This window comes from Streptococcus vulneris, from assembly GCF_019218685.1.
GTDB lineage: Bacteria > Bacillota > Bacilli > Lactobacillales > Streptococcaceae > Streptococcus > Streptococcus vulneris.
Map to the genome: position 1 here is coordinate 1 of NZ_JAHUZC010000014.1, position 14,107 is coordinate 14,107.

Annotated in this window: 11 protein-coding genes; all 11 read right to left on the minus strand. The window is 42.4% G+C overall.

Annotated features, from left to right (window positions below; translation table 11 throughout):
• Nucleotides 1-102: 102 nt before the first annotated feature.
• The gene (locus KUA57_RS08590; protein WP_218494068.1) at nucleotides 103-375 is read right to left on the minus strand and encodes a DUF7720 family protein; all 273 of its coding nucleotides are present in this window, start codon (nucleotides 373-375) and stop codon (nucleotides 103-105) included.
• 249 nt (nucleotides 376-624) lie between these two features.
• Nucleotides 625-1,611, minus strand: a complete 987-nt coding sequence (locus KUA57_RS08595) for an N-acetylmuramoyl-L-alanine amidase (protein ID WP_218494069.1) — start codon at nucleotides 1,609-1,611, stop codon at nucleotides 625-627.
• A 2-nt stretch (nucleotides 1,612-1,613) separates the two neighbouring features.
• The gene (locus KUA57_RS08600) at nucleotides 1,614-1,946 is read right to left on the minus strand and encodes a phage holin (RefSeq protein ID WP_218494070.1); all 333 of its coding nucleotides are present in this window, start codon (nucleotides 1,944-1,946) and stop codon (nucleotides 1,614-1,616) included.
• Complete coding sequence (locus KUA57_RS08605; RefSeq protein ID WP_218494071.1) at nucleotides 1,930-2,370, minus strand: hypothetical protein; 441 nt, start codon at nucleotides 2,368-2,370, stop codon at nucleotides 1,930-1,932. Before KUA57_RS08605 ends, KUA57_RS08600 begins: the two co-directional genes overlap by 17 nt.
• Nucleotides 2,371-2,380: 10 nt before the next feature.
• The gene (locus tag KUA57_RS08610) at nucleotides 2,381-2,986 is read right to left on the minus strand and encodes a DUF1366 domain-containing protein (protein WP_218494072.1); all 606 of its coding nucleotides are present in this window, start codon (nucleotides 2,984-2,986) and stop codon (nucleotides 2,381-2,383) included.
• 9 nt (nucleotides 2,987-2,995) lie between these two features.
• Nucleotides 2,996-5,035, minus strand: a complete 2,040-nt coding sequence (locus KUA57_RS08615; RefSeq protein ID WP_218494073.1) for a DUF859 domain-containing protein — start codon at nucleotides 5,033-5,035, stop codon at nucleotides 2,996-2,998.
• Nucleotides 5,035-7,965, minus strand: coding sequence for a phage tail spike protein (locus KUA57_RS08620; RefSeq protein WP_218494074.1), 2,931 nt, complete (start codon nucleotides 7,963-7,965; stop codon nucleotides 5,035-5,037). Before KUA57_RS08620 ends, KUA57_RS08615 begins: the two co-directional genes overlap by 1 nt.
• A 2-nt stretch (nucleotides 7,966-7,967) precedes the next feature.
• On the minus strand, nucleotides 7,968-9,470 hold the full coding sequence (locus KUA57_RS08625) for a distal tail protein Dit (protein WP_218494075.1): 1,503 nt from the start codon (nucleotides 9,468-9,470) through the stop codon (nucleotides 7,968-7,970).
• Nucleotides 9,470-13,123, minus strand: a complete 3,654-nt coding sequence (locus KUA57_RS08630; protein WP_218494076.1) for a tape measure protein — start codon at nucleotides 13,121-13,123, stop codon at nucleotides 9,470-9,472. Before KUA57_RS08630 ends, KUA57_RS08625 begins: the two co-directional genes overlap by 1 nt.
• Before the next feature lie 20 nt (nucleotides 13,124-13,143).
• Nucleotides 13,144-13,743, minus strand: a complete 600-nt coding sequence (locus tag KUA57_RS08635; protein ID WP_218494077.1) for a Gp15 family bacteriophage protein — start codon at nucleotides 13,741-13,743, stop codon at nucleotides 13,144-13,146.
• A 1-nt stretch (nucleotide 13,744) separates the two neighbouring features.
• Nucleotides 13,745-14,104 (minus strand): hypothetical protein, encoded by a 360-nt coding sequence (locus KUA57_RS08640; RefSeq protein WP_218494078.1) that lies wholly within the window; start codon nucleotides 14,102-14,104, stop codon nucleotides 13,745-13,747.
• Between the last annotated feature and the right edge of the window lie 3 nt (nucleotides 14,105-14,107).

Consider the following 14,107-nt stretch of genomic DNA (forward strand, 5'->3'; position numbering starts at 1 on the left):
CCGTCTACTTTTAAAAACACCATTACATATATTTACATCAAATTCCAATGCCTTAAAAAATAGCTATATTTTCAGTTTTAAAATAATTGATTTTACATCGTTTTACAGAGGTTTACGACATTTTTGCCCCTTTTTTGCCCCTTCTCTCTCAATCCCATACATCTGCACAGAGTGCAGCACAAGATCCCGATACTTCCAAGTTGATACTAGGTATTCAATGACTTTCTGGTCCTCTATCATGCACTCCATAAGAAGTAATAGCTTGACTGTATACTCATTTTTCAAAATCGGCGCCTGGTAAGTCACATCCACCCAATGCTCAAATCCTAAATCTGTCTGCTCTACGCTTGCAAGTTTAATGTTCAAAATGTTCATGTTTCCTTCCTCCTTACTTATCTATTCGTAAAAAAATAAAAAAAGCAGTGAAAAATCACTGTTTTTCTACTTTCAGAGCAAAATAAAGATATTCAAGCGAAAAAAGAACACTCCTAACCCTATATTTATAAAGGTTTTTCAGAATTTCAAGCGATTATCAAGCGTATTTCAGAGCAAACAAAAAACCGCAAGCTTGAGCCTGCGGTGAAAGAACAATTTAGAAAGTTTCCTTTCTATTTATTTTTAAGATTATTTTGTAGTAATGAGCCCGTTAGGCTCAACAGTAAACTCTGGCTTATCTGCCATTGTTCCGTCTGATTTAAGGTAGTACCAACCTGTGCCATCTGCCGACTTGACAAACTGATTGGATTTCATATCTCCATCCTTAGCATCGAGATAATACCAATGTTCCTTGTACTTGACCCAACCAGTGGCCATCCTACCATCTTCTTTGAAGTAGTACCACTTGTTACTGATAAGAACCCAGCCTGTAGCCATAGCACCATTTGGTAGCAAGTAATACCAGTAACCATCCGAATGCTTATGCCATGCGTTAGCCTTCATGTAGCCATTGCTATCAAAGTAATACCAGACATTGTTAATCTTCTGCCATTTGTTCGTTGGATAGCTTCCATCTTCATTGACATACCACCAACCAGTCGAATTTCTCTTCCAACCTTCTTGATTGCCCTCATTATCCAGCATTTCTTGAACAGTTGAACCGAGTGACTGATAGTGCTTGATTTTAGCAATCACATAGTCACGCAAGCTGTCATTGTATCCGCCGTGCAATTCAAGGGAACGAGCAGGGCATGATGTGCTAGAAAATTCATTGTGAAACTTGATGTTTGAATAGTTCGGAGTATCACCGTAGTAGGTCATATCTTCGGCCATTTGGCGCAATACCATGTTTTCATTTTCGATAAACTCGGCATCTGATGCGCTTAACTGCTGGCATACTTCATAGCTAAGAGAGTTCATGTTAGCATCGTAGTTAGCAGCAGACCACGAACCATTGTATGTGTCTTCGACTCGCACAATTGCATCTCTTGTGATGTAGTAATGAGCAAAACCAAGTTCAGACCGGCCATTGTCATATCGTTCTTGAAGCCATTCGATATAGGCCTTTGCACTTTTTGAGCCAGCATCATTATGTAAAACATAATATTTTGGTCGCTCAGTTGGTCGGGATCCTGAAATTCCATTAAAAATTGTATGGTTAATGATTTCTACCATGATTACTCCCCTTTCCAGGTATCATTCATCAGCTTGACCGCTGACTCGACAAATGTATCGAGGTCTTTGTCAGTCATGCTGATACCATACTTAGTTAGTTCAGCACGGATTTTATCACGAGCCTGTTCCAGCTTCTCCTCACCTTTATATCCGGTTTCAGAAGCGACCTGCTCAACGGCATTGACCGCATTTTTGGCCAAGATTTCAACGATTTTGATGGTTCTCTCTCCACCTTTTTGAACAAGATAGCCCTTGACTGCCTTAACTGCTACCCCTGCCAAAATAACAAGGATGCTGATTGCACCATTTGTGATGATTTCAGTAATTTGTTGCATTTGTATTTTCCTCCGCAATTTCTAAATTTAAGTATTTGTTAAACAGGGCATCGATGCGCCCATTCCCACCTAGTTTTTTGTAACTTGAGTGCATTTTGTGGATAATATCCGACTCGTGAACGCTTGTATAACCACGCTTGAGAGCAACAGTAATATCACGCTCCAGCCGTAAATACATTGTTGCCAAATGAGCTTCGTCGTGAACTGCAAGCTTGTTGTTGATTTCAGTTATATTTTGCTTGTTCTCCTCACCGATAGCATGGATAGTGCTCAATTCACCTTTCAACTCCTTGAACTGTTCTTGATTGAGATTCCCTGCTTTACTAGCACGCATCCCAAACCATCCAGTAGCGATGACACCAATAGTAGGGGCGAGCTGAGTGATCGCATGTATCATTTTCTCGATTATTTCAGACCATGACATAAAATCCTCCTTACTCAATCCTTGGCATGACCACGGTCAATACACCTTGTTGCAGCATCTCAGCAAGAGCCTGGTCCTTGTATGTATAACCTTCATTAGCCTGCATCTGGAACTTAAAGATAGTCTTGGTTCCACTTGGCCATTTGGTATTGTTTTCAAACGGATAAGGCATGGCAATGATGTCTCCATTTGAGTAGCGTGTACTCTTGACTAGTGGCTTAACAAATGCTGCTACCTTGACATAGGCGTTGGTAGGCATACCTCCACTTTGTGAAATAGCAAGAGCAATCAATACCTCTGTGATAGCTGAAACAGTATCAAGATTTTCTTTTGTTTCTGCCGCTGCTTGCTCAGCTTTATCCGCTGCCTCTTTGTTCTTTTGCAGTTCTTGATTTACCTTGCTAAAACGTTCATTTTCAGCACGCTGTGGAAAATTCTCCTGATAAAGAGCCTCGAGTGCCAACTCAAAGAGTTCAGTATTAGACAAACTGATTTTGTCAGCTGGTAGCAAGATAGGTACGATAGCACCGTCTGAGTTAACCAGCGTGACTTTGGTGGTGGACGCTGTTCCACTGCCGTCATATTCCAAGGACTTTGTCCCATATTCTAGTTTCATATTTCCTCCTTAAATTTTGAATGATACGTTGTCAAAGTTGAGCCATGTAGCGTCAACGTTACCTTTTACAAGTATATTTCCATTTGGATAGATACCCAAAACCGCTACTGTGTAACTATTGTTGAGAGCTGAGACATATAGAAATTGAGATGGCCTGAATCCGACCGGCAAAGTGCCTATCACTGTCCCATTAGCCGTTTTCCCTTTATTAGCTGAACCTCTGAGATAGACCACATCATCAAATGACTTAGAACATTGTACTTTATGATAATCAGGATGATTTTGCCATCCGTTTTGTAGAGTTAGGTTTTGCCAAGGTGTTCCTTGAGTGTATTTTTGGATGTCGTCTTTGGTAGCAATCTCTTTCCATTGAGATGGACTCCATCTACTGTTATTGTTGTAAGTCCTAAAGAAAAACCTATTTGAGGTTAACCCTGTGAAAAATTGGACTCCTTTCCAACTGTCAAGCCAAAAATTTTGATACAGACCCCAGTCGCCGTTTCTCCCTGTTGGATTGTCATCGTATTTACCAGACCTCCACCCGAACTCCGTGCCTTGCTTATTCCAAACATCATTCCATTGAGCACTACCTCTACCTAGACCTCCATTATTATCAGTCAGCTGATATTGCTGTATAGGATTGTTGTCTGCGTAGATGCTGCCCTTTACATCAAGAGCGCCTTGCTCCCTGATTTTGTTGACACCAACACCTGAACGGTCATAAGAGAATACCACGCTTTCAGTGGCCACGTTGACCATAAACTCAGTACGAGTGAATTTGTCCTCAAGGACACCGATGACAATCCATGATTGATTAGCTAGATAATTCCCTGAAAGATTAGCCCGTGAATTGACTAGACTTGAAATACTTGACCAGGCTCCAGTGGCTTGACCGTTATCAACCGCAAAGGTATTAGTCCCAAGCTGTGCAATCTTAAATGTCAATGTCATTGTGTTCTTTTGACTTCCTGAAACTGTCAAAGGGGCAATCTTAGCATTTCTAGTGACCGTCAAGGTGCTAGAGGTTGAGCCTGTCCGTGCAATGCTAAAGCTGAGAGCAGGGGCAAAATACTCAAGAACGGTAGCGGATATCTCTCTAGTATCAGACCAACGTCCCCGGCTATCAGAGACTCTTGCTCTGATTTTGATGGCTCCGTGATAATTCATAATGCCGAGACTGCCACCGTTTGAACTCGTAGACTGGTTTTTGCCGATTATTTCGGCATAGTATCCAGTGATGGATGAGCCATAGGAACCAATTGCGCCATTAAATGCAACCTTGATGTTAGAGATGACCTGGATGAACGTGTTTCCGTTTGGGATAAGGTTCTGAGCAGCACTATTTAAGTCTGATAATGATATCCCTGTAAAATTAGGCTTGACATTTTCTGGTACGCTTGCCGTGAATGTAGTGGACTGTGTGCCTGTCTTGGTAGAGCCTGAATAGGTATCGACAAAGATAGTACATGTACCTGTTGCAGAGTTCGGTATGTCGTTTGCAAAGTCAAGAGGGATCGTCCACGTTGTAGATGTGTCTACATTGCTTGCAATCGTTCCGTTCTTACCAGCCCAGGAATAGCGTACCGTGTGCTTGAAAGTGGAGCTCTGACGGTTAATGTTGATAGTTACTAAACTACCAATAACTCCAGCGCTTGCGCTTACAGAGCTAGAGCGTGGTATCGTTGAGAGCGTAAATGAGTTTCTACTGATTGAAAGTGTTCCTGGTGACCATCCACCGCTTCCACTAAATGTAGCAGACAGCCCAAACGATTTTTTACCATCGTTATCATGTCTGATTGTTACTGTCTTATCAATCAGCATAATTGAGCTATTTTGACTCAGCATAGATGGACGGCCTGACCAGCTCAAAGTCTGACCGTCAACGGTTACAGAGGCAGTACAGTCATAATCTGCAAATGTATGAGCACCGTTTGTCAAAGCAAGTCTTAGTCTTACTTGACTGCTATTGTCAGATATATTTTGGGATACTTGGTCTACCCACAGTCTGAGATAATAGCTCCTATCATTATTTGACCAAAATTCAGCCATTAGTTACCTCCTACATATCTAATCACGTTCATGTCTGGATTGATGTGATACTGTTCTTCTCTAAATCGTCCGATTTGAATAGTTTTTGAGAATATACCATTCTCAATATGGATGACACCTTGAGAAATATACATTACCTCAACCCCTGCTGAAAACATTGAAATACGACCATTAGGATTGAACATCATGCTAGAGCTACCATCGTTCTTACCGATTACAAGGCCCTCATTGCTAGAGCTCATGTAAGTATCAATGAAATTCCAGCGGTCAGACAATTCTCCCAAGTCTTTGGCGATGTTTGACACACGCTGACTAGCTGAAATCAAATATTTCTCAGCTTGAACTCTTGCCGTTTCATTAGTTTTAACAAAATCCTGATAGGCTTTAATCCAGTTATCAAGCGTGTCAGCGCTGGCCTTGGCCTCAAGCTCGGCCTGGATAATTCCAGCTTTCTCATTGAGAGCATTCAGTTGCTCCTGAGTTAGCCCTTGGTCGGCTTTAGAGTCTAGTTGTTTTTGAGTCTCTGACCAGTGAGGTTGCCAGCTCGTCATTGGTATGGCTCCAACTGTTAAAACGGCCCAATCAGCATTACCAATCCCTTCGAGTTCTGCAGTGAAGAATGAAACAGTGTCTCCAGCGTTAAGGTTTTTCTTGGATGTAAAAGTAGCACTCCAGACATCCAACTCAAAGCTATATGCTAGACTTATCCACTGCCAGCTATCGCTAGAATTTTCACGAATACCAAAACTAAGTGTACTGTTATCATTCCTCCACCATTTAGCGCTTAAAGTGTACTGCTTACCGGATTTTAAGGGTTCAGCCAAGACGAAGTCTTGCTGATGTTTATTTCTCCATCCAGTATTTGAGTCAAGTAAAAGGTTACCTGATTGCTCTGTCGTCCCAAATAAAGCTGTCCACTTATAACTTCCAGGATCCTGACTATCTGCCTCAGTGAAATCCGTTAGCGTACCTAAATAGCGCTTGTTAGTACTATCAGAGGTGCTAAAACTATCACGGCCATCAGCAGAATTAGCCCATGCCCTATGAAAATACGGAGTCCGACCATCTGCTCCAGGTTTACCTGGAATACCTTGAGGGCCGTCCTTGCCGTTTAAGCCATCTGAGCCTCTCCACCTATTCCAGCGATAGTCGGCAGGATTGACGCTGTCTGTTGAGTTGAAATCAACATAGACCCCTATATAGGCCTTGTCAGCGTTAGTCTGGCTAAATCCACTACCTGAGATAGTATCAGCATAAGCTATATGAGTGTACTGTGTACGTCCGTCCGCTCCTCTAACTCCTGGAATACCTTGGTCACCCTTAGCACCTTGTAAACCTTGGAGTCCTTGTAAGCCACGTTCTCCACGCTCACCTTTCTCCCCTCGGTCTCCTTTAGGACCTATTGCTCCCTGTGGTCCAGTGTCTCCTTTCGGACCTGTATCCCCTTTTTGACCTTGTAGCCCATCTGATGTATTGATGAGAGTCAACTGCTCAGAGGCTACCTCTTTGTTATCAATCCACGCTGAAACTGTCAAAACCATCTTTTGATTGATGTCAGAGGCTCTCACAATGTATCTAGGGCTTGTAGCTTTGATTTCGCCATCAACGACCCAACGCCATCCGCTATTGATGACTTTATTCCCTCGCATTAAGGTAGGAGTCACAATGGTCTGACCTTGGCCGTTTTTAAAGGCTATACCATTGTCAGTAGAAAGTTTGATAGAGTAAGGCTTAGCCTCTTCTATCATACGGTCTAGCTGTTGCTGAATGCCTTGAGATAGACGATTTTCAAGCGCCTTAGCATTTGAAAAAGTCGTTTTATTGTTTCTAGGATTGGTAAAGCTGATGACTTGCTCAGACACCCTCATCTCAAGCAAAAGAGTAGGGCTAAAGCCGTCATCATAGACTTTGACTGTATCTCCGATTTCAAGATCTGTAAATCCCTCAGCCTCATAAGTGACTGCTGGGTAACAGTTTTTCTTGAGCTCACGGTAGGCCGTTGAACGGATAACCTCAGGATTTGAACTCTCTACCGTCATATCTTTACGAATATACTGGTCTAGTGTACCTGTTGAGTGTGTGAATGTAGATGGATACATCTGCATAGAGATTGGAGCAACAAGATGAGCACCTAATTGATAAAATTCACGCTCACCTTTGGCATTGTTGACTGACCAAGATCCAAGACCACTAATGTCAATCACGTTGCCATGGTCGTCCTTTCCTGTAGGTTTAACTGAGTTATAAATCCCAGTCTTGTCAATCGTCCTAGTAATTGTCTTGAGGTTTTTTCCATATTCTAAAACCATTGAACTGACTTGACCTACTCCCTGGTAGCTATCGTCGTGCTCATGGTAGACATTGACCATAAATGACTTGATAGAGCTATCATCGTTGAGGCGTGTGTCAAACTCAATCTCAGCGCTAAATTTCTTAGCTAGACTTAATAGTCTATTTAGTTTGGTATCAGTACCCTCCCACTCGGCAGAAATCTTTTTATCTGAAACATCATTGATACCGATTTTTAAGAAAGTATAGTTGAGCAAGTCCATCTCCTCACAAAATTCCTTAAAGCTCATAGCTTTAGAGGACTTGTAAGGGTTAGCGTACTCATTTATCAGCTCAAGGTTTAGGTTGATACTATAACACTTGATAACTTTCTCATTTTCTTCAACTTTTCGGATAGTATGTAGATAAGTCTTGCCTTTATATTGAAATGATACAAAAGCCTTTTCATTTAGAGCGTTATAGGTTCTTTTCCGACCTATATCAGAGATAATGGCCTTTTTAAAAACAGTAAAATCAAAGGTACTAGAGCCTGTCTCTAAATACCTTGTCCAGGTATCATTGAAATAGTTTAATGTTCCTTGTTTTTCATTGTCCACAAATGCTACTTTTCTCAAATTTGAGTCATGTATTGTCAATAACATTGCTATAGATACCTTTCTTTAAATTCTACTTTGACAGTGGGTTTGGTCTTGACCCAGCTTGAACAATAGACCTCAAGCTGACTGCTTCCTGGTGGTATACTCAAAAATTTTGAACCCTGAACGACATCTGCAGCCTTCTCAATACCATCCACCGTGACGGAATCATTCTCGCTATCAAGGATGATATTTGACCCCATAGGATAGCGATTAGGAATGTCCCTTGAAGCCTGTACAAAATCTTTGCGATACAACAGCTCATCAAGATACAAGTGAGGAATAATCGCCTTTCCGTGAAATCCACCAATCGTAACGTGGATTTTAGCTGATTTTTTACCTCTGATTTCAGGAACGAAAAAATTATAGTGCGAGCCATTATAATAGACTTGAACTCTCTCATCGTTTCTCATGATTTCAAACTGCCCCCTTGTTTTCGCAAAAGGATTTCTGTTTTGGTCACTAGAAGAGTCGAAGTCTAAAGTTTTCAAGAAATTATAGTCATTGTTGTTATTTGTTGCAAAAACATTAAAACCGCAGTATAGACCGTTATATCGCTTATAAGTCTCAATACCGTACAAAAACTGATTATTTGCGTCAGTCACAGTCACTTTAATAAAGCCACATTGAGCCACAGAGTCTAGTTGATAGACAAGTTTGCAAAAGATGTAGTCATTGAGTGAGCCTTTCTGGCCTGTTGAGTCGGCAGGTATCTCCCATGATAGACCTGCGCCGTAATTCTCATTGTAAGTACCGCTGGTCTGCTCTCTTACTTTTATACGTTTCTTGCCATCTACTGCGGTCAGCTCTGATGTTCCAGTTATATTGTCCCATCTGCTATTGGTCACTGAACTATTTTTCACTGCTCTAGCAAAACCCTCAGCGATTTTGTCACCTCTAAAATCAAGCAAGACCTCAGAGTGCTTGACTGTTTCAGTATCAGCTTCTTTACGGTCTCCAACCTCAAAAGCTCCGCTAGTATTGACGATACCGATATAGCCATTCTCGGCGTTGTTTTTAACAGTGACCACAGGAAAAGCTGGGACGTTACCATTATTGACCAAATTAAAAACAACCTTGTCAGGTTGCTCTTGTCCGTTATCAAAACGCTTATAGGTTGAGCTGTGAGCTACTCCGTCAGGGATAATCAGGTCAAAACTGCCCTTTTGGAACCATCTAGTAATGTTGTCCATGTCCACAGAGCCAGATACTAGACCCATGTAATACTTGTCAGGCTCGTCTGAAATGACAATTTTGACAGCCTCAGAGGTATTAAAAATACCAGCTAGTTTGTGCTTAGCCGTTTCAAGTGTCATGCCGTTCCCATATTGCATAGCAAACTTGACTTTGATGATTTTAGCGCCTGTCCTTACCTCTTGCAGATTTACTCCTAAAAGTGGAGCGTCATTAGTAGTGATATGGCGCTCATTACCTACTGGTCTTATAATTTCGATAATGTCAATAACCTCAGAGAGGTCAAATCCATTGATTGTGATTGTGTCATTGTTCATTAGATAATCCCTCTCATCATGTTATCAATCATTAACTTATCGTTTTGATAGTTAGTCATTGGGTCTCCGATTTTAGCAACCAGAGTACCGTCATCTAGTACCATATTCACAGGGCGCTTGACAGCCTCCTCAGCCACTTCAAGAGCTCTAGCCAGGACTTTGTCAGCCTGGTCACGAATAACCTCGATTTGGCTTGTTTCTGCTCGTTCTGTGAGTGATTTGAGTCTAAACTGACTAGATACAGTATGTTTCCCTAAACCTAGCAAGTCCTCAGCGCTAAATTTGAACGCTGACATCTCTTTCTGAACGTATGCCAGACTATCAACCACATCAGAGCTATTCTGTTCAATACCCACGGCAATACCTTGAGCAATGTATCTACCTACATTGTCTCTAAATAGTCGTGACGGACTGTGGATCTTGGCCTTGGCTTGTGCTGCTCTTTCAGCTTGAGCGACAAGCTCATTAGCAGCAGCTGTGACAGCCCCAAGTGCTGAGTACATACCTTGCGCCAAACCTTGCCCAATCATGCTCCCTGCATAACGCATAGCTCCAGCCCCTGACATTGCCCTAGAACGGATTGAGCTTAACATAGCTGACATTGCAGCCGTTGCTGATCCAATTCCTGAGCGGATGCCGTTAGTAATGCCATTAGAGACCCCACGACCTGCCTGTTGACCGGCTTGAGTCATCTGAGTTGCCGATTGCAGGACCACAGACACCATCTGTTGCATGCTTGAGCGCATTATTGCTACAGCTTGAGACATTGCTGACTGCACAACAGAATTGAGTAGAGACATTGCTGATCTAGCAGCTGCCGAGATACTAGAAAAGGCCGAGGCAACCATAGGAGCGGATGTAGCTAACTGCATAATGGCAGTAGTTGCCATGATTGCTGATGTGGTAATCAGTGTAAACTGACCTGGTATTGTACCAAGTACGCCAACTAAAGCACTCACAACTCCACTGATTGCTGTAAATCCTGCTGATATAGCTAGGGCTCCAGCCTGTGCCATCAACATTGAACTTGACAAAGCAACTAACCCACTTTGTAGGATAGTAATGCTAGCTGTTGCCCCTGATAAACCTACAAAAGAGGTCATTACTGATGTTGCAAAGGCACTCATAGCAGTACCAGCCAATGTCATCGCTGGGGCTAAAGTAGTTACAGAGGCTGAAATTGTAGGAATGGTGCTTGCCATTGTTGTTAGTACAACAACGGCCATGGCTCCGCTGGCTTGTATTGTGAGTAGACCTGCTCCCAGTGCCTGCATACCTACACCAACGCTAGCCATGCCAGCGCTTGCTCCTGAGATTTTACCTACGCCAATAGCAACAGCGGCTAAAGATGCTGCCATATCCCCAAGGTTGGTATTTGTGATCATTACCACCCCTTGAGCTAACTGCTTAAATCCATTTCCTGCTTTTTGAGCAGCCGTACCAATAGAATTGAATACATTAGCAAGGCCATCTAATACACTCTTGATAGCATTACCTACAGAGGTGATGACATTGGAAATACCATTAAAAGCACTCTCAATACCTTTACCGATTCCTTGAGCAGCAGTAGATATTGCTTGCCCAACTGATGTAAAGATATTAGCAATGCCTTGCAAAGCTGTAGAGATCACTCCTCCAATAGAAGCAATAATGCCAGCAATACCACTCATAGCTGTACTGATACCATCAGCAATAGCCTGGATAATTGTTACAATTTGTGGTGCATTTGCAGATATGGCGTTAATGATCTGAGTCATTCCGTTAGAGATAGCTGTAACAAGTACAGAAATCCCAAGAGCAGCAACTGCAATACCAGCACCAATAAGAGCAACGGAAGCTCCAAAAGCTAAAATACCTACAGCTCCTGCTGTCAATGCTGGACCTAATGTAGCTGCTCCCACAGCAAGCAAGGCAATACCTGCTACAATGGCAAGCATTGCAACCTGTGCACTAGTTCCAGCTGAGGCAAGTTGTATAGCTGCCTGTACCAGGACATAAACACCAGCGGCAGCCATCAAGACCCCTGCGCCAATCATAAGAACTGCAGCGGCCAATCTCAAGACAGAGCCAGCACTTGCGGATGCCGTTGTCCCAACTGCTGTATTCCCTGCGCTCATTGCGGCACTTGCTCCAGCATTAGCAAATTGAGCTGTAGTAAGGCCTAGAATGTTCCCTATTAGAGATACTATGGTCTTACCAAAGTCAAAGGCGGATTTTAGCCCTTTTGCAATAGCTATACCAGCCTTGACACCTTTAAAAGCTACAGCCATAGTAAATAGTGCAGTAGCAATTCCTTTGATTGTTCCAGCGTCTAGGCTTTTGATAAAGCCAGCAAATGAGCTCGCCATCTGTGACACAAAATTGATGATTTTACCAGCTGCCTCTCCGATAATTTCCCATGGGATGAGGTCTGATAGTTTATCAAATAAATCTAGTGCAGCCTCCGACAAATCCTTAAACGCTTGATAGGCGTTTTTTATCGCACCTGTGTTAGCAAACGCTTCTAGGGCGAATTGGAAACCTGATGCCATTTCCTGAATGATGTGATTGACTAATTTGATGATGTTACCAACACCCTCTATAGCTTTCTCAAATCCATTTGTCTCGCTAGTCAGTTCCTCAAAAAGAGACTGAATAGTTACAACTATGTCTCTTGCTGTGTCAGATAATGACTCAAAAACTTTTATTTTTCTAAAAATAGCAAAAAAATTAGATACTATTTGTCCTGCTTGAGCAAAGCCATTTGAGACACCCGATACAAAGCCATCAATGTCAATGCTTTCTAGTAGTCCTCCCAATTTCTCAGCAATGCTGTCAAAATTGATTTTGTCCAAAGCGTCTGAAACTGCATTGACAGCCTTAATTCCAAACTTGTTAAGTTTTTCAAAGGCTGGCATAAGTTTATTAGATAGGCTTTCTTTTGCCCCATCTATGGCCTGGTCAACCGTTTTGAACTCTGTAGCCATCTTTTGGAAAGCGTCAGAGTTTCCTGCACGGTTCATGGCGTCAAAAAAGTCCTCTGTCTTGACTTTTCCGTCTTGGACGGCTTTTACAAGCTCAGCAGTAGACATTCCCATCTCTTTTGCGACAGCTGCCATACCAGCAGGAGCTTGCTCCATCATGATCTTAAAGTCCATCCAAGCTATTTTAGGTTTACTTGCCATCTGTGTCGCCTGAGTTGACAATGATTTCATGGCTTGGGCTGGGTTTTCAGCAGAGGCTGCAAGTCCACCAAAGGCCTTAACTAGACTACCAACATTCTTAGTCCCAACTGCGTCAAGTTGCGAGTAAGTACTAGCCATATCAGAGGCTGAGTAGATGGTTTTGGTTGCAAAGTCCTGCATTTCGGTCTTAGCTGCCTTGATTTCCTCAGCTGATCGCCCAAAGGCCTGTAGGTTCCCCTCAAAGGTTTTCCAAGCTTTCTGTGAACTGTTTAGCTCCGAGGCCATTTCACGGACACCACTTGTAATAGTCCCAATTCCTGTTGTCAGGGCAGAACTAATCAGATTAGCTCCTAAGACGGACTTAAAAACAGACCCTACTTTTGAGCCTGCATTTTCAAGTCCACCGAATAGAGCTTTAAGCTTGCTTACTCCTGATTGAGCATTAGAGCCATCCATATCAACCTTGATAGTAACTGAACCATCTGCCATTGTGTACCTCCTTTCTAAAATTAGTAGTCAAATTCATCAGGTAGAGCATACTCTTTTTTGAGTTCCCTCATGTTCTTCTTATACTGCTTACTATCTCCCTTTTGAGGCTTGTAAGAGCGTATTTTTAGCACCTCAGCAAATTTAGTATCACTAGGCAGGCCATTGAGTAAAGCGTTGAACTTCTTCCAGTGTAGGCTGTTCTGAGCGTCTATTAGGTCAATTCCGTAAGCCTGGAGAAATGATGAGTAAATATACTCAGCGTCGTACTTCAAGCTAAAGAGACGATCTCCGCCCTCAGATTGGCTCCTAGAGCGTATCTTGCTTTTGATTGGGTTCCCTGCCAAATCTAGCACTGGTGCTGTGTCTTTAGCTGGAATAATTCTGATATGCTCCTCAAATATCATCTTAAAGATTGCTGTAGCTTGTTCAGGCGTCAAAGCCTGAGTAAAATCTACACCAGTCAAGATTTGAATAGCCAGGAAAGGCTTGTAAAGTTCCTCAATGTCATCATCATTGATCAGCTCCACCACTTTCAAAACCTTGTTAAAAGCGATATTCATTGGATACACATCACCACCAAGGACTAACTCATCTGTCAATTTCCTTGATAGGTCCAGCATGTCAGTCACCTAGATATTTTTTGAGGGCATCTGTATTGTTGCGTTTTTCCCATTCTTCAATGACCCCAGTGATAACCTCAAGCAAGTAAGCCATAGTATCGACAGTCGAGCCGTTAGAGAAATCATAGACCTTGTTATAAGCGTCTTTGTCAAACAGTTCTGTCCAAGAGTCTTTGACTAAGTCTTGTAACGTTTCAAAGGCCTTACTGTCTTCTGTGTTGGCTAGTTTTTCGCCGTCTTTTTTGAGCTTTTTACCAACTGACTCCATTTTGTGGATGTTTTTGTCATTGGCTACAAATTCAAGCTTGAACTCTCCGAAATCAACAGGGATGACATTGTCACGTTTCTTAATTACTACCATTTG